This window comes from Gracilimonas amylolytica (assembly GCF_002911695.1).
GTDB classification, from domain to species: domain Bacteria; phylum Bacteroidota; class Rhodothermia; order Balneolales; family Balneolaceae; genus Gracilimonas; species Gracilimonas amylolytica.
The window spans coordinates 281224-298258 of the sequence record NZ_PQBS01000010.1; the positions used below are offsets into that span (position 1 = coordinate 281224).

Consider the following 17035-nt stretch of genomic DNA (forward strand, 5'->3'; position numbering starts at 1 on the left):
AGAGTTTTTAGAAATTAATGCCTACGGCCAGAGCAAACGCTCCGTTCTTCTCACCATCAGCATAGGCATCTTCAAACACGTCGGTTAGACCGGCTGTATATCTCAATTCGAAATTAAGTTTTGACACCTGCAAACCTGCCCCAACAACTACGCCGAAATCAGAGTTTTTGAAAACTTCATCGGCATCTACTGCAAAGCCGGCATCTTCAAGTTCAGAATTGATCGTAAAGCCGGCATATGGACCAAAAAATACTTCCGGTTTAATATTCACCCCTGGTGCACCAAAACCAAACTTGGCTAATACCGGTATCTGAATATAATCGACTGATAATTTCCCATCAGTACCCTCAGCATTGGCTCCGTATTGGGCGTACAGAAGTTCGGGCTGAATTGCAGCAGGAGAACCCGGGATATTAATATTGGCATACACACCACCTAAAAAACCGGCTTTATATTCGACTCCATCTGCATTGTTGAAGGTTGAGTAATTAAGGCCGGCTTTTACTCCGAATTTAGGTAACACCTGTGCCTGAGCCGTTGCGCTGAACAGAAGTATAATCCCTGTTACTAAACTTAATATGGTAATCTTGTTTTTCATTTTGTCCCTTGTTTTTATTCATATTTAGTCTTCGTACCGAAGCCCTGTAGATACATCAGATCATTTTAATGAATTTAGCACCTATTCACAACGTTAACGATCTGCCCTTGTACTACCTTCAGAGTGCTCTTAAGTTCCTAAATAGTCCTTCAAAAACCGACCTGTGTGGCTTTTCTCCATTTTCATGATCTCTTCAGGAGTCCCTTCAGCTATCACCTGCCCGCCTCCAAAACCACCTTCCGGACCAAGGTCTATCACCCAGTCAGCACATTTTATGATATCCAGATTGTGTTCTATGATGATCACTGAATGTCCCTGTTCTACCAGTTCATTGAACGAATCCAGAAGCTTGGCTACATCTTCAAAATGAAGACCCGTTGTAGGTTCATCAAAGAAGTAGAGGGTGTGGTCAGTAGATGTTTTAGAAAGGAACCGGGCTAATTTTACCCGCTGAGCCTCCCCACCTGATAAAGTGGTGGCACTTTGCCCAAGTTGAAGATATCCAAGTCCTACGTCTTCTAATGGCTGTAGTTTATTCACAATGGTGGTTTCATCCACAAAGAAGTCTATGGCCTCTGAAACCGGCATTTCAAGCACGTTGTGAATATTCTTGCCACGGTATTTCACATTCAATACATCTTTTCTGAACCGTGTCCCGTTACACACTTCACACGTCAGTTCTATATCAGCCATGAATTGCATTTCTATGCGCTGCACCCCTTCTCCCTGACAATTTTCGCACCGACCGCCGGGTACATTGAATGAAAAATGCCCGGGTGTATACCCCATAATCTTTGCCTGTTTGGTGTTTGCAAACAGATCTCGAATCCCATCAAATGCTTTGGTGTAGGTGGCAGGGTTTGATCGTGATGACCTGCCGATAGGACTTTGATCCACCATTTCCACGCCATGAATAGAAGACATTCCTGACAGGTCAGAAAATCGCCCCACTTTATCATTATAGGATCCGACGTGCTTTTGAATACCGGCATACAACGTGTCGTGAACCAGGGTTGATTTACCTGATCCTGAAACTCCTGTCACAACGGTCATCATCCCCAGAGGGAATTCAACATCAATATTTTTGAGGTTATGCTCTGATGCCCCAACCAGTGATATCGATTTACCATTACCTTTTCTTCGCTTTTTGGGAACCGGGATCTCCTTTCTTCCACTTAGGAATTTACCGGTCAATGTATCAGACTTGACCAGCTCATTAACCGGGCCCTGAAAAACGACTTCGCCACCATGAATACCGGCAAACGGACCAATATCGATCACGTTGTCAGCTGCCTTGATCATTTCAGGGTCATGTTCAACTACCAGAACCGTATTACCAATATCCCGAAGTGATTCCAGTATCTTGATCAGCCTGTCATTATCCCGGGGGTGTAAACCAATGGTCGGTTCATCCAACACATATAAACTTCCAATCAGGGAACTTCCCAGTGCATTAGCCAGGCTGATTCTCTGCGATTCCCCTCCGCTAAGTGTATTCGCAAGCCGATCCAGCGTCAAATAATCGAGCCCTACCTCATCCAGATACTTCAACCGCTTTCTGATCTCATACAAGATCTGTCCTGCAACGCCCTCTTCGAATTCGGTAAGCTTTAGTTCATCAAAATATTCCCGCGCGTGACCGATGGTAAGTTCTGACACCTCCCCAATGTGAAGGTCACCGACCTTAACATACAATGCATCCTTACGCACCCGATACCCCTCACATTCCGGACATCGGCTGTACCCACGATATCGGGAATACAACACCCGCATATGGACTTTGTACGATTGATTTTTAATTTCATCAAAGAACTTCCAGATTCCAATGTATTCATCCTTTCCCTTCCAGATGATGTCTTTCACCTCTTTTGGCAATTCTGCATAGGGGGTATCTATGGATATTTTCTCACGGGCACACACTTTGATCAGATCCCTCAAATGCATACTGAATTTTTGAGAGGTAAAAGGAGCTATGGCTCCATTTCGGATCGTTTTCTGATGATCCGGGATCACCAGGTCTTCATCAATTCCTGCTACTTTTCCAAAACCCTCACACTTGTCACAGGCACCAAATGGGTTGTTGAATGAGAACATTTGAGGCGTTGGCTCGTGAAATTCCATACCATCCAGCTCAAATCGCTCACTGAATGGCAACTCTTCCCCGTTACGCATTTTGATGGAACATCGACCGGCTCCCTCCTGAAAAGCCGTCTCCAGAGAGTCTGCAATTCGCGTTCTGGTGGCCTCATCCTCTTTTAACACCAATCTGTCGATCAGAACCCGGTGTTTATCTGCTTTGAATTTTTTGGGATCGATGGCATCTGTGGTCAGATCAACTATGCTTTCATCATCGATGTTAAGTAAGCGGGTCAACCCTTTCTCCTTCAACACCTTTAATTCCTCCTCCAGCTTTTTCTTGTCGTGATGAGGTATGGGGTGAACCACATAAAACCGACTGCCTTCCTCCTGAGTTGCATATAGCTTTTCAATAGCGGTCCTTGGCGAATCTTTTCTGACCTGTTCACCGGAAATAGGTGAGATCGTCCTTCCAATTCGGGCAAATAAAAGCCTCACATAATCATAGATCTCTGTGGTAGTACCGACTGTTGACCTTGGGTTGCTGGAAGTCGTTTTCTGTTGAATTGCCATGGCCGGTGAAATACCCTGCATGAAATCCACATCCGGTTTATCCATGCGTTCCAGAAACTGGCGGGCATAACTGGAAAGGCTCTCTACATAACGACGCTGCCCTTCGGCATAGATCGTATCAAAAGCGAGACTGGACTTACCGGAACCGGACACACCTGTAACCACGGTCAGTTTACTGCGCGGGATCTCAACATCAATATCTTTCAGATTATGAGTCCGGGCACCCTTTATAATAATGGGGCGTTCTTCTTCCTGCTTTTTTGCTTCTTTAGAGGCCGTTTTTGTATTAGACATGTATGATCTTTCCTGAATTTATCGAACCTTGAATATAAGGATTTACCGGCGGCAAACCGACATAAGGTTCCAACAAAAAATCTGTCAGGAGCTATCCAAATAGATGGATTTATTTATAAATGATAACCGGCAAGATGTAAAACAAAAAAGCCGGACACTTGGCCCGGCTCCTCTGCTTCATCTTAACCTGTACCTGTTCTGACTACAAGTATTCTATACGAACGGACCCACCGCTGGTCTTTGCTTCAATTTGGGTGCCACCGCCATTAAAGTCACCTACAATTCGGTCTCTTTCGGCCCTTCCGTTAAAATTGATCAGCTCGGCATACACCCGGTTTGCATCAAGATCAAGGTCGTATCCATTCTCCTGAGGCACCTTAATTCTGATGCTTCCTCCACTGGTTCTAAGCACTATCTTTTCTGCAGGACTTACAACTTCAGCCTCAATGGAACCGCCACTGGTTCTGGCTTCCACATTACCGGCTACCTGCTCCAGGTTAATGCTTCCACCGGAAGTTCTCACATCCAGGTTTCCTGTCAGGTATTTGACCCGGATCGTGCCTCCACTGGTGTTAGCTTCTACATCGCCCTGAGCATCGGTTATATTGATGCTTCCGCCGGATGTACGTAATACCATATCTCCATTTATGCCTTCAACACTTACGCTTCCACCACTGGTTCTCAGTTCTTGTGTTCCGGTCAGGTTTGTTGCAGATACACTGCCTCCGGAAGTTCTGAGACGCGTACGTGTATCATTCGGGGTATACACGATAAAGGAAATCGAATACGAGTTTCTGTTGATCCAGTTATTACCCTTTCGTTCAGCTACTGCTGTTATTGTATTTCCACTTTGGGATATATCGATCTCATAATCACTTAGGTCTGCTTTGCCCGGATCGATGTATCGGCCTCTTTTTCGTACATACATTTCAACTTTGACTTCATCATCATTGGATCCGATCGCCTTGATGCTGCCACCGGCCGTTTGTACTTGCAGGCTTACATCGCCGGATACATTGAATTCCTCCACCCTGTAAACATCATTTGATGACTGAGCCAGTCCGGTTTGAACAGCCAGTAATAACAACGCGCCTACGATCAGCCATGAAACGGTCAGGCTCCATATAAATCTTTTTTCTCCACTCATAATTTTATCCATTTGATTGAACATGTGCTTGTTACACGAATTTTTTTTTAGATAGTTACACTATCTGTACTGATTGAGTCTGTAATATTGTTTAACTTTTTCGCCTAACCATTTTGGAGTTTTATGAAGTTACCTTTCATTTTTGCAAAACGATTTGTTGCCGGTGAGTCCTTTACCGAGTCGATACCTAAAGCCAAAGAGCTGAATAAAAAAGACCTGAAACTGACTCTCGACCTTTTGGGCGAGAATGTGAAAGACAAGCAAACTGCCACCGAAACGGTTGATAACTATATAAAGCTTTTGGATGGCATCAAGGAGCACGGTCTGGACAGCAGCATATCCATTAAGATCACGATGATGGGATTGGATATCGATGAAGATTTCTGCCGCGAAAATCTATTTCGGTTGCTGGATGTGGCCCAAAAGCACGATCAGTTCGTTCGGATCGATATGGAGGGTTCAGATTATACTCAGATCACTCTCGATATCTTTCAGGAAGCCTTTGAGAAATATGGAAAACACGTGGGCACGGTCATTCAGTCTATGTTATTGAGAAGCAATAACGATATTAAAACCCTGGCTGAGTTAGGAGCAGACATTCGTTTAGTGAAAGGAGCTTACAAAGAGCCCTCTGAGATCGCCTTGCAGAACATGCCAGATATTAGGGAAGCTTTCAAGGATCAGGCCAAAGTGCTTCTGGAGAAAACAAAATTTCCACGATTCGGCACTCACGATGATGAACTCATAGATTGGCTAAAAGCTTATTCGGCTCAAAACAACATTCCCAAGGACCGTTTCGAGTTTCAAATGCTTTATGGGCTTCGGGAAGACACCATGGTACAGTTGACCGATGAAGGTTTCAAAACCCGGATCTATGTTCCTTTTGGCACGGATTGGCTTCCTTACTTTACCCGTCGCTTGGCTGAACGAAAGGAAAATATCTGGTTTGTATTAAGCACCATGTTCAAGAGTTAGTTTGGGGTTTTGATGTACGGGTGTTAAAGGCACTGTTATTTCAATACCGCAATCCCTCCGCACAAAATACCTCAACTTACATGAGTACATGAGTATATTTTTAGATCCTCAGCTTCACCGGTATCTCATCGGCTCCTTATTTGTCATCGCCGGAGTATTACACTTTCTAAAGCCCGATCTTTTTATGAGGATCATGCCGAATTATCTGCCCTGGCATAAACCCCTGGTGCTGGTGAGCGGGTTTTTCGAAATAACCGGCGGGATTGGATTAATGATCCCTGCTCTACAGTCCTATGCCTCCTGGGGTTTAATATTATTGCTCCTTTCTGTACTCCCCGCCAACATTGAGATGTTCAGGAAATACCATAAACGACAAGGCTTCACATTTTTTGTTTGGGCACTTCTGCTTCGGTTACCCTTACAATTTGTTTTGATCTGGTGGGTTTATTGGGCGGGATCAGTGAGTTAATTATGAAATGAAGTAACCTGAATTGGTTCATTTACCTTGAGCTTGTTAGAAGTTCTACTTCCATTCGATCCGTTTTCCTAACTTACATAACCCATTTCATCAAAACACTCCTTAACTATTGAAAAAGGCCCTGATATATATACTTCCGGTGTTAGCCGGGGTGGCACTACTACCCATCCCGCTTCTTCGTGACCTGCATTTTGAGTCAGCTATGCTGGCAGGGACCATCGGTTGTTTCTGGGCCGGATTCATAGCCGTGTCTTCATCATCGGATCGGGACATATTCAGCTCACTCAATATATTAAGCCGATTATATCTCGCCTCGATCCCTTTATTCATTTATGCCTGGTTCTCAGGATGTCTAACTTTTGATGGAATTGCCTTCTGGATCCTTATTCCCATTCCAAGTGTCTTTTTGGGTACCTCTATCGGACGATTTATTCGGAAGATGAACCTGCCCTTTCCAAGACTGCTCCTGACCTTCACGCTCCTTTTCTGTGCCGCAGCCGTTTTACTGATCGAGTTTTTTACGCTTCCCCAGGTCTATTTTTATAACCATGTATGGGGCGTTTGGCCGGGCCCCATTTATGACGAAGCTGTGGTGGTATCAGGTTCATTCCTGATCTTTCGGTTTGGCACCCTGCTTTGGATCAGCCTGCTTTGGGTGACACCTGATTGGATTAATTCTTTAAGGTCAAAGGTGACATCCGGAGTAATACTCATTTTTCTTGCGTTCTTTTATCTGAACCTGCCTGAAACCGGTATTACAAGCCCAGCGCATTCCATCCAGAAAAAACTTGGTGGTCACTTTCAAACAGAGCATTTTGAGATTTATTTTGACAAAGATTTTTACACTCAGGATGAGATCCGGTATTGGGCAACGCGACATGAATTCCATTTTCAGCAGATTATAGATCAATTAGAAATTGACTGGCCAAAAGATCGAAACATTCATTCTTACCTTTATGCACATGCCTGGCATAAAAAGGAGATCACCGGAGCAAAATTCACGAGTTATGTACCCATTTGGTTAGAACAGGATCATTTGCACATAGCCAAACAACAACTCGAGGGTGTACTTAAACATGAAATGGTCCACGTGATCTCCAAACAGTTTGGGAATCAACTTTTCAATGGAAGCTGGAGCATAGGTTTGATCGAAGGACTTGCAGAAAGTATCGCCAAGGATGCCTCACCCCGGTCGACCCTTCATCAAATCGTAGCAGCTGACGAATCCCTCCCGAATACTGAAGACATGAGATCAGCCTTATCACTTTCCGGGTTTTACGGAAGCGCCGGGTCCATCAGCTACACTACGGCCGGGTCATTTGTTGAGTATCTGCTTCATCAATATCCCGTGGAGGATCTCAAACAGGCTTATCGTACAGCCAATATCGAAGAGGCCTATTCAAGCTCATTTGAGGATCTGATCAAAGGGTGGCACAAAACCCTTCTATCCACTGAACTCGATTCCGTGGATCAGCAGGTTTCAGAGTTCATTTTCGCACAACGATCCCTTTTCCAGAAAGAATGTCCGCATGCTATCTCAAAAGAGTTAAGGCTCTGGGATGAATACAATTACCTGATGGCATCTGAAGACACTCTCAACGCTTACATCCTACTCGATGATCTCCATGCAATGAATTCAGAGAATGCGTTGATCAAAGCGGAGTGGATACGGTCTAAACTATCATTGGGTGTACCGGGATCAGTTATGCAAAACCAACATGATAAAGATTCACTTCTGAATATTAATGTTCTTTACGCTGATGCCCTTTATCTATCAAAGGGCTTTGAAGCCGCATCGGAATACCTGAATCGTTTCAGTGAAGATATCTCAACATCAACAGCCCAGAATTTCAGGTTCACTTTGGTACTACGAGAGGACAGCACCCAATGGAACTACCTGCTTGACCAAAGATATTCGTCTGAACTGGTTAGCACAGACAAGTTCCCAAAGATGAACATGCCAAATCAACTATTGACTTTAAACCGGGCATTGGATGATAAAAATTTCACTTTAGCAGTCGCATACCTCCGTTTACTGCCCCGGGAGGCAATCATATCAGAATGGTTCGATATCCTTGAAAAGGCCATTCATCAAACAGCTTATCTTGGTGAATATGCCCTGGCGAATGACCTGATCGAAACCCTTAAGTCACTTGACTTAAGAACCCGCTACATAGAACGACTTTCGGAACAATCGGAATGGCTCTCATTTTTGCAAAACAGAAACTATATTGATCCGTAATCATACCAAGATCTTATTTTGCACAATTGCTCTATTGCCTGAATCAATGATAAAATCTGTTTTTCTTACCGGATTTTTATGTCTGCTGATCAACTTCTCTGCTTTGGGGCAGGACTGGAGGTTATCAGCAGGATACAGTATCCAAAATATCGGGCTGAACTATGTTCCTAACGAAAGTTATCCTGTAGATATTGACGGTGTGACAAAAGGAATGGTCGAGATCGAATTGGAGCGCTATCTGTTGTACCGGCTATATATTGCGGGGAAAACAGAGTTTTTGGTTCACGATCAGGAAGATCTGTTTATTGGAGGGCCCATAAATTTCAATCAGGTTAATCTTGGAGGGACCATCGGGCTACAGTGGCCAAAATTTGGGGTTTATGGAGGTGTTAAAACCGGCAAGATCTGGGATATTACAATGAGATCAACAGATCAAAATGGAAACCCGATCTGGACCGGTACAACCGGAGGAGAAAACAATCTTACAGGATCCCTCACTGCCGGCATCAAATATTATCTGCTGAATTTTGTACGATTGCAGGCCGAAGTTTCTCATTCCTTTAACACTCCTTCCTCGATCATACCACAGAGAAACTTTAATGAAAGTCCCGCATTCCGTTCATTTGAATTCAGCCCTGTGTCTGTGTCAGTTGGTGTTTCGATCGGTATTCCCTGGAGCCGGCCAAAAAATCGCAGGGAAAAGACCAAACGAGATCTCCCTCCGCTTATCCGTACCTCATCCGTGAATTTCTCGGAACCTTTGGGTGATACCTACGTGACCTCAGCTTTTGGCCCCCGTTGGCGAAGTGTGCATCAAGGGGTTGATCTTAAGGCGAGTTTACGAGACAAAATTTATGCAGCTGAAGCCGGTGTGGTTGTCAAAGCGGGTACCGGTCGTGGTTATGGCAAAATGGTTCGTATTAAACACGGAAATGGCTACGAAACTGTTTACGCACACATGAGTAAGATCAGTGTTAAGGAAGGTGATTCTGTTAAAAAAGGAGACGAGGTTGGTCGCGCCGGAAATACCGGAACTTCTACCGGAGTACACCTCCACTTCGAGATCATAAAAGATGGCACACATGTAAACCCCGAATCTTATATTCACTTTTAACTTTCACCCAATTATTTCACTCAGTATGAAATCACTAATTTTGTTTTTCTCTATCATTCTTACAACCCAACTGACTTATGCTCAGGAAGCAGACACAACGGCTCAACCCGAAACCTTTGAGTACGAATGGGCCGGCGAACAATTGACCATGCAAAAATACTTTATCGTCTTTTTAAAAAGTGGGGAGAACCGCAGCCAAGATCAGGAAAAAGCCATGAAACTGCAGCAAGAACACCTTACTTATCTGGGTGACCTTTACGAAAAAGGCATTATAAACCTAAACGGACCAAGCGGTGGTGAAGGTGATATTCGTGGGTTTTCTGTGTACAATGTAGCAACTATTGAGCAAGCCCGTGAATATGCTGAGAATGACCCCATGGTAAGGGCGGGTCGGCTTAAAGTAGAAGTACACCCCTGGTGGCTGGCAAAAGGTTCCGGCGTTAAGTAAAGTGGTCTATATTTCTTTTTAAAATTTACACACCCTCATTTCTAAAAATATGAGAGCACCCATCTTTGTTCCCCATTCAGATTTTGAAAAACATCCAGTCTCAGAAATGAAAAAACGGTCAGCTGAGTTCTACGAACACATGAAGCGCCGGCGTACGGTTCGGGATTTCTCAGACCGAGCCATTCCAAGAGAGATCATTGAGCATTGTTTACGTGCTGCCGGAACCGCACCTAACGGAGCTAATAAGCAACCCTGGCATTTTGTGGTTGTTAGTGATCCCGACATCAAAAAAACGATCCGGATCGAGGCTGAGAAAGAAGAGCATGAATTCTATCATCGCCGGGCTCCTGAAGATTGGCTGGAAGATCTGCAACCCTTTGGCACCGACGAAAAGAAACCGTTTCTCGAAAAGGCTCCCTATTTGATCGGAGTTTTTGCCCAAAATTATACTCTGGATGAAAACGGAGACAAGGAGAAACATTATTATGTGAAGGAATCGGTTGGTATTGCCACCGGCATACTGATCACCGCCCTGCACGAATCCGGGTTGGCTACGCTCACACATACTCCAAGTCCTATGGGATTCTTAAATGAGATCATGGGTCGCCCTTCTTACGAAAAACCATTCCTCTTATTGGTGGTCGGTTATCCGGAAGAAGATGTTCAGATTCCTGATATCACAAAGAAATCACTGAATGAGATCGCCACTTTTATGTGATCTGAGTCGTTGCTCACTCGTTATAACAACCCCTCAAATTTATACTATTAGCTCGATTATTAACACATGAGCAAAGCCAAATCAAATAAGAGAAAATCATCCTTCAAAAAAGAGGTCACACAATGGATCTTCATTTTCATGATCGGTGCGGCTTTGTATGCCAGCGGGTATCACACGGAAGTTATCGGCCGCTTACAAAGTGTCCTTCTTTACACGGGTATTATGCAGCCCGACACGGATGAATCCATCATGCATGGGCAAAGGGCAGAATATAACATGCCTTTGCTTACTGTTGATGGAGACCGCATATACCTTTCGGAGTTTGAGGGCAAAACCATTTTTATGAACCTTTGGGCCACCTGGTGCCCACCGTGTATTGCTGAGATGCCGAATATTCAACGCCTATATAATGATGTGAAAGACAATGAAGACGTTGTGTTCGTCATGGCGTCGCTTGATCGGGAGCCTCAAAAAGCCTGGGATTTCGTAGAAAGAAAAGAGTTTACGTTTCCGGTCTATTCCGTGATTGCCAAGCCAAAAGTATATGACAGCTCAGTTGTCCCAACCACCTATGTTATTTCCCCACAGGGAGATATCGTGATGGAGCATCAGGGTATGGCGAAATACGATACGGAGGCATTCAAGGACTTCCTTACATCTGTATCCGGTCAGTAAATTCCTTATTCTCGGGTATTAATTTTTTTCGCAGTTACTAAAAAGCTTACCTTTGTGGCCATTAATTACAACTCGAACTGTGACAGGTCAATAAGATCTCACTTTCAGGATCAAAACAACGCATGGAAAAAGTCATCTCAGGCATTCAGCAAATTGGCATTGGCATTCCGGATGTTCATAAAGCCACGGACTGGTATCGGAAACATTTCGGAATGGATATCAAGGTATTTGAAGATGAAGCCACCGCTGAGTTGATGCTGCCCTACACCGGGGGGAAGCCACATGACCGAACTGCCATACTTACCCTTAATATGAAAGGTGGTGGCGGTTTCGAGATCTGGCAATACACCAGCCGAACACCCCAGCCCGCTGATTTTGATCTTCTTTTGGGTGATCTTGGCATTAATTATGGAAAAATAAAATCCATTGATGTTGAGCAGACATTTAACGAGATGAAGTCATCGGGCCTTGAAATCCTGACTCCTCTCGAAACCAACCCGGCCGGTGACCTAAACTTTTTCCTTAAAGACCTTTACGGAAACATATGGCAGGTTGTAAAAGGGAACGAGTTTTTCAAGCGCAAAACCCCAAAGACAACCGGTGGCGTGGTCGGCGCGGTGATCGGTTCAACCGATATAGAAGCCGCTCGCAAACTGTATTCTGATGTTTTAGGCTACGATGAGGTTGTTTATGATGAAACCAATATCTTCAGCGACTTCAACGGACTACCCGGCGGAGATCATGAAGTGCGCAGGGTTTTACTGCGTCATTCCCAAAAAAGGGAAGGTGGTTTCAGCAACATGTTTGGCCCGACTGAAATTGAACTGGTTGAAGTTAAAGGACGGGAGCCCAAAAAGATCTACAAAGACCGGTTTTGGGGTGATCTTGGATTCATCCATTTATGTTTCGACATACAAGGTATGGATGCTCTTAAAAGTGACCTGGAAGCAGAGGGTTTTCCATTCACCGTTGATTCTGCCAACAGTTTTGATATGGGTGAAGCTGCCGGACGATTTACCTATGTGGAGGATCCGGATGGTACACTCATTGAATTCGTGGAAACACACAAAGTACCCATCATAAAAAAGATCGGGTGGTACATAGACATGACCAAGCGTGATCCCCGAAAAAATCTGCCAAACTGGATGATCAGTGCACTTAGATTTAGCAGGATGAAGAGGTGATTGTTTGAGGCTGGCTGGTATTCCGAGACTCTTAATTCATTTCGTTTGGTGGAGTTAACGGTTCCCCTCCCTCCAGTTCATCTCTGTCTTCCGGCTTAATTTCATTCAAATAGTACGAATTGTTTTCTTCATCATACTCTATTTGCCACCTTTTATTTGTTACATACATATCCATAAAACCAGATAGGCGGCCATCCCTGTAAATCAAAGTGGCTAAACCCGTTTCCTGATCCCCAATTACAGCAGAGATAGATTTGATACCGGGTATATTTTCCTGAATTCTTCTTATGATGAGTTGATACATCTCATCTGTCTCATTAACATCAATTCTTAATGTATCCCCGGCAGCTATTTCTGTAATACCGTTCAGCTTAGTGCTTACATAGATTTTAACCGGTTCTGCATTTTTTTCGGTTGTGTTTTTTTTCTCATTACCACACCCTAATTGAAGTAATAACAGAGTACCTATCAACAATGCAGGACAAATCTTTTTAATCATATTCATGTTATTTTATTAAAACCATTTGCTTTGTTAATGTTTGCCTACCCGTTTTTAATTGATAGATATAAATGCCACTTGAAAGTGTTGAAGCATCAAAAACCACATTATGTGTGCCCGCGCTGACACGTTCATCATTCAATAAAGTTGCCACCTTCTGCCCCTGAATATTGAATACTTCCATATTTACTGTTTGTGGCTCCGTTAAGCTATAATTGATCGTTGTTGTGGGGTTAAAGGGATTGGGATAATTCTGAACTAACTCCATTTTAATGGGCCTATCTTCCACTTCATTTGATACTCCCACACCTACATTCAACGTAATTGGCACTTCGATCATAGGAGATGCCGGATCATTGGTTTTCACCTTCATTATAGTCTCATAAGTTCCAGAACTCACGCCTGCGGTATTAAACTCAAAATCGATCTGACCGGCTTCACTATCAAAGACTATTCCACTTGGGTCAGGTGCTGCCAGCCAACTGTAAGGTGATTTCATCTGCTCCACTCTTATGTCATCTACATTGATAGCGGTTCCGATCTGTTGGTTCCTGTGTAAGACCTGAACGACTCCCGGAGTAAACCCACTAAGGTAACTGTTGGATGCCAGCAAACTTCCATCATAGTAATAATCAATGCTTTGATTGTCTGTGTTATAGATGATCTTTAATTCGTGATAGATATTTGGTGTTACAGAGCCATAAATCCCTAAAAATGTCCTTTGTCCACTTTCATTTATGTCAGCCAGAAAAATCCCTCCCTCACTTATTATTACGCCGGCTGACATATCACCGGTTTTACCATCATTTATATAGAAGTCGAACGTTTCACTTAAAGCACCTGATCCGGTGAGTGAGAAATTTATGGTTACCTCATAGTTTCCAAACAGCCTGTAACCAAAAAATGGAGAAGCTATAAATTTCGTCCCCCCTCCCGAGTATGCTATACTTAAGTTTTGGCTACCTGTTTTTGGGTTTGTGCTTGAAATAGAAAACTCTGTATCGTTCAGGGACCTCCATTGGTTTTGTCCTAAGAATGTTCCGGTTTCAAAGCTTTCAATTGACTCAAAGGATGTCTCATAGATCAATTCATTTGTATTTACTTTACTTCTAATGCCTGATGAACGCTGTGAAAAGTTATATGGTATCGTTGTCAAAGAAGGCATATCCACAGGTTCTATTGTCTTCAGATTACTTACTTTAGCCCGTTTCCCAACTGTATTGCCCGGGAAATCAAAGTCAATATCCCACATCAAGTTACTTGATCCATTATTAGAGATATCAACTGAAACCATCAGCTCATCTTCCTGATTCAGATTTACTTCGATCTGTTCTGTTGATAATGCTGCAATCGGAGAATCTTCCATTGTTGTTCTGTACCCTGAGATCGTTTTTTTGATCTCACGCATACTCAGAGCGTTATCCTCAGGGGTTCTGTTATTGGTTGTACCCGTTGGGAATCCCAGCCAGGTTAAATCCGGACTGGAGAATATTGGAGCCTGGTTCAGTCCATCCGCGTATGCCATCACGGTATGAAAGTTATTGGTTTGATCCTGGAAACCCACAGAATAATGGAATAAACCCCCGGCTTCTGTGGCAGGTGATAGAGCCTGTGTTCTCGCGTGTGAGTTACCCATGTTGTGGCCTATCTCATGGATCAAAGTAAAGCCTCCACCTACTTGCTGTACACGATTCAAATTAAAACCAAATTGCGGGTTACCCCCTGTACTGCTGAGCCTCCAACCTAGCCCGCCGGTATCAATAATTCGTGCGATCAGGGATACTATATCAGCCCCATATTGATCTCTCAGGTCATGAACTTCTTCCATGTGACCACTAAACTCATTATCCGGGTCATCAAAAACCGGATCACTGTCATCCTGAGTTAATCTTCTTAATCTGACTCCTGATTCAACCCCATCATTGATCTCATCGTAACTTGTTCTATGTGTGTGAACCAACCGAAGCTCGATTCCCGTTTTACTGTTATCAAGGGCCGTTTGTGATAACGTCATAGCCTGTGACATCACTTCAAAAATATCCCGGTAGCTTGATTCATTAGCTGCCCAATCCCTTGCCGCATTGGTATATACCAACATCAGGTCAATGGTAACACTGTCATCTATGGAAGATGTGATCAGGGAAGGCTGGTATTGCTCTGTTTGCCGGGCTGTTTTTGACCTATTCTCATCATTACTTGAATAATCATAAAGTGGTGCCACAAATTCATTGGAATCTTCGTGCAAACCACATGCTAAATTGCCTGAGCTTTGCTCTCCTGATTCCTGTATAAAGTTTTCATTTCTATCTTTATCATAAGACAACACCAGGCTTCGGTCATGACTTTCATGCAACAATCCATTTATCCCGCCATTATGATAAGTGAAACTCATCACACCTTGATCAACTCCCTTTCTTTTTGCTATTACAGATATATAACCGGGGTAATATTCTGAAACTCTGGTAACCTCATATTGGTGAATACGATCCGAACTGAGTGAAAATTGAAACACCAACCCTCTTGTCAGGTTTTTCTCAGTAAAGTACTCTTCGTTAAGCTTATAATAGACCTTTTCGGGCTCATTAGTTTTATATTGTATTTCTGAGCCTATCTCATTCAGAGCTATGACACCTTGGCTTTGAGCCATCATAACAACATTGAAAGAGAACACTATGAAGAGTGTTAGTAGCAAATTTTTCATTTATACTATATTTATTTTTGTAATTACTGCAATATCATAATTCATTAACAATCTTGCTTGAATTAAGCAAAACGATCGGCTAGTCGGTTTATGAGGTAGCCGCTTTCCTCAAGTGCCTGGGTGGCAAACTTTCCGAAGAAATCGGTAACCCCTTCAAATTCCCTGATAAAGCCTTCCCTGTCATTTTCCTCGACTAATTTTGCGAGTTTCTGATGATGCTCAAAAAACTTCAGCAGGAGGTCGCGACGTTCTTTGTTCGCAAACACGATATCTGCATATAGTTCGGCATCCTGAGCAAAAATTCGGCCTGTCATCATTAACTCAGCCCTGTAGATCGGTGAGGAGTAATCGAGCATGTCATTAGGGTTAAGATCATATTCCTCCATGAATGAGCCATGCAGCAGAGCTACAAAGTGGCGTAAGCCCTGAACAAGGTGCATCACGTGGTCATGTTTTTCCGGGTCCGCTTCGATCACCCGCATTCCCCACAACTCACACTGATCGATGAACCACTTTGCTTTTTCTGACTCACGAGCACCACAAAATACCATAAGCTGTTTCGACAGGTTTTGCACATCCGGACCATGCATAGGGTGTAAACCAACTACAGGACCTTCATGCGCTACCAACATAGCCTCGATCGGAGCAGTTTTATTACTGGTGAAATCAGCCAGGATCGTATCCTTATTTAGCCGACCGCTCAATCGCTCGATCACGCCTTCCGTTACTTTGATAGGAACCGTTACAATGACCATATCCAGTTCCGGGGCTAACTCTTCCAGTTCGTACCAATTACTTTTATCTATGGAATAGGTGACATGACCGGTTTGTTCGGCTACCCTTTTATAGAGACTACCCATCCCTCCTTCTCCACCTACAAACAGAATATGTTTAGGCTCTTTGGTAGCAATTGGAAATTGTTGCTGTGATTGGGACGCTCTTGAGGCTGTCATGATCATTCTCAGGAAATCCTCCGCCCATTCCGGATCTATCCCTTTGGCTTTCGCTAATTCCTTGAAAGCGTCCGACTTCTCCTCCTCTCGTTTGGGGACAAAAACGGGAAGTTTATTTTTAATTTTTTCCCTGATTACATCCTGAACGATCTCTCCCCTTTCGGAAAGTAAATTCAAGATCTGCTCATCTATTTCGTCAATACGTTTTCGGGGTGATTCTAAATCTTTATGCCGGTGGGACATGGTGTTTCGTTATTCGTTATTAGTGTATTGGTTACTATTATCCGTTATCCAATACCTATTTTCCATTAACTGATTATTACAGCCATTATGGGATGATATACCTCTTACACGCTTTAG

14 protein-coding genes are annotated in these 17035 nt (G+C 43.5%); 8 read left to right on the forward strand and 6 right to left on the reverse strand.

Going from position 1 to position 17035, the window contains the following annotated elements; all coding sequences use genetic code 11:
* Positions 1 to 7: 7 nt before the first annotated feature.
* The 3 genes from C3B73_RS03575 to C3B73_RS03585 all read right to left on the reverse strand — a co-directional run bounded on the left by C3B73_RS03575 (position 8) and on the right by C3B73_RS03585 (position 4688).
* Positions 8 to 598 carry a porin family protein gene (locus C3B73_RS03575; RefSeq protein WP_103664259.1) on the reverse strand — a complete coding sequence of 197 codons (591 nt, stop codon included), beginning with the start codon at positions 596 to 598 and terminating at the stop codon, positions 8 to 10.
* Positions 599 to 727: 129 nt separating this feature from the next.
* Positions 728 to 3541: an excinuclease ABC subunit UvrA gene (gene uvrA / locus C3B73_RS03580; protein WP_103664260.1), complete on the reverse strand. Its 2814-nt coding sequence runs from the start codon at positions 3539 to 3541 to the stop codon at positions 728 to 730.
* A gap of 202 nt (positions 3542 to 3743) precedes the next feature.
* Complete coding sequence (locus tag C3B73_RS03585; protein WP_103664320.1) at positions 3744 to 4688, reverse strand: DUF4097 family beta strand repeat-containing protein; 945 nt, start codon at positions 4686 to 4688, stop codon at positions 3744 to 3746.
* 123 nt (positions 4689 to 4811) lie between these two features.
* Between C3B73_RS03585 and C3B73_RS03590 the strand changes: the two genes are divergently transcribed.
* From C3B73_RS03590 to C3B73_RS03625, 8 genes are all read left to right on the forward strand, one after another.
* Positions 4812 to 5663, forward strand: a complete 852-nt coding sequence (locus C3B73_RS03590; RefSeq protein ID WP_103664261.1) for a proline dehydrogenase family protein — start codon at positions 4812 to 4814, stop codon at positions 5661 to 5663.
* Between the two features lie 88 nt (positions 5664 to 5751).
* Positions 5752 to 6132 carry a DoxX family protein gene (locus tag C3B73_RS03595; RefSeq protein ID WP_103664262.1) on the forward strand — a complete coding sequence of 127 codons (381 nt, stop codon included), beginning with the start codon at positions 5752 to 5754 and terminating at the stop codon, positions 6130 to 6132.
* 118 nt (positions 6133 to 6250) lie between these two features.
* Positions 6251 to 8383 (forward strand): hypothetical protein, encoded by a 2133-nt coding sequence (locus C3B73_RS03600; protein ID WP_103664263.1) that lies wholly within the window; start codon positions 6251 to 6253, stop codon positions 8381 to 8383.
* A gap of 46 nt (positions 8384 to 8429) precedes the next feature.
* Positions 8430 to 9497 carry a M23 family metallopeptidase gene (locus C3B73_RS03605; protein WP_157939413.1) on the forward strand — a complete coding sequence of 356 codons (1068 nt, stop codon included), beginning with the start codon at positions 8430 to 8432 and terminating at the stop codon, positions 9495 to 9497.
* Positions 9498 to 9522: 25 nt separating this feature from the next.
* The gene (locus C3B73_RS03610) at positions 9523 to 9945 is read left to right on the forward strand and encodes a YciI family protein (RefSeq protein WP_103664265.1); all 423 of its coding nucleotides are present in this window, start codon (positions 9523 to 9525) and stop codon (positions 9943 to 9945) included.
* Positions 9946 to 10051: 106 nt separating this feature from the next.
* Positions 10052 to 10663, forward strand: a complete 612-nt coding sequence (locus C3B73_RS03615) for a nitroreductase family protein (protein WP_232802977.1) — start codon at positions 10052 to 10054, stop codon at positions 10661 to 10663.
* A 66-nt stretch (positions 10664 to 10729) separates the two neighbouring features.
* Entirely contained in the window at positions 10730 to 11338 is a 609-nt protein-coding gene (locus C3B73_RS03620; RefSeq protein ID WP_103664267.1) for a TlpA family protein disulfide reductase, read from the forward strand.
* A 122-nt stretch (positions 11339 to 11460) separates the two neighbouring features.
* Positions 11461 to 12522 (forward strand): VOC family protein, encoded by a 1062-nt coding sequence (locus C3B73_RS03625; protein WP_103664268.1) that lies wholly within the window; start codon positions 11461 to 11463, stop codon positions 12520 to 12522.
* A 31-nt stretch (positions 12523 to 12553) separates the two neighbouring features.
* On the opposite strand, the gene C3B73_RS03630 is transcribed toward C3B73_RS03625, so the two are convergent.
* From C3B73_RS03630 to tyrA, 3 genes are all read right to left on the reverse strand, one after another.
* Positions 12554 to 13021, reverse strand: a complete 468-nt coding sequence (locus C3B73_RS03630) for a hypothetical protein (RefSeq protein WP_157939414.1) — start codon at positions 13019 to 13021, stop codon at positions 12554 to 12556.
* A gap of 7 nt (positions 13022 to 13028) precedes the next feature.
* Positions 13029 to 15722, reverse strand: coding sequence for a T9SS type A sorting domain-containing protein (locus C3B73_RS03635; RefSeq protein WP_103664270.1), 2694 nt, complete (start codon positions 15720 to 15722; stop codon positions 13029 to 13031).
* A gap of 62 nt (positions 15723 to 15784) precedes the next feature.
* A complete protein-coding gene (gene tyrA / locus C3B73_RS03640) occupies positions 15785 to 16918 on the reverse strand; it encodes a bifunctional chorismate mutase/prephenate dehydrogenase (RefSeq protein ID WP_103664271.1) in 1134 nt (377 codons plus the stop codon).
* Positions 16919 to 17035 lie beyond the last annotated feature (117 nt).

Bases quoted from the DNA above. Each gene is read 5' to 3' on its own strand.
- C3B73_RS03575 (WP_103664259.1), bottom strand. From the start codon at position 598: ATGAAAAACAAGATTACCATATTAAGTTTAGTAACAGGGATTATACTT.
- uvrA (WP_103664260.1), bottom strand. From the start codon at position 3,541: ATGTCTAATACAAAAACGGCCTCTAAAGAAGCAAAAAAGCAGGAAGAA.
- C3B73_RS03585 (WP_103664320.1), bottom strand. From the start codon at position 4,688: ATGAGTGGAGAAAAAAGATTTATATGGAGCCTGACCGTTTCATGGCTG.
- C3B73_RS03590 (WP_103664261.1), top strand. From the start codon at position 4,812: ATGAAGTTACCTTTCATTTTTGCAAAACGATTTGTTGCCGGTGAGTCC.
- C3B73_RS03595 (WP_103664262.1), top strand. From the start codon at position 5,752: ATGAGTATATTTTTAGATCCTCAGCTTCACCGGTATCTCATCGGCTCC.
- C3B73_RS03605 (WP_157939413.1), top strand. From the start codon at position 8,430: ATGATAAAATCTGTTTTTCTTACCGGATTTTTATGTCTGCTGATCAAC.
- C3B73_RS03610 (WP_103664265.1), top strand. From the start codon at position 9,523: ATGAAATCACTAATTTTGTTTTTCTCTATCATTCTTACAACCCAACTG.
- C3B73_RS03615 (WP_232802977.1), top strand. From the start codon at position 10,052: ATGAAAAAACGGTCAGCTGAGTTCTACGAACACATGAAGCGCCGGCGT.
- C3B73_RS03620 (WP_103664267.1), top strand. From the start codon at position 10,730: ATGAGCAAAGCCAAATCAAATAAGAGAAAATCATCCTTCAAAAAAGAG.
- C3B73_RS03625 (WP_103664268.1), top strand. From the start codon at position 11,461: ATGGAAAAAGTCATCTCAGGCATTCAGCAAATTGGCATTGGCATTCCG.
- C3B73_RS03630 (WP_157939414.1), bottom strand. From the start codon at position 13,021: ATGATTAAAAAGATTTGTCCTGCATTGTTGATAGGTACTCTGTTATTA.
- C3B73_RS03635 (WP_103664270.1), bottom strand. From the start codon at position 15,722: ATGAAAAATTTGCTACTAACACTCTTCATAGTGTTCTCTTTCAATGTT.
- tyrA (WP_103664271.1), bottom strand. From the start codon at position 16,918: ATGTCCCACCGGCATAAAGATTTAGAATCACCCCGAAAACGTATTGAC.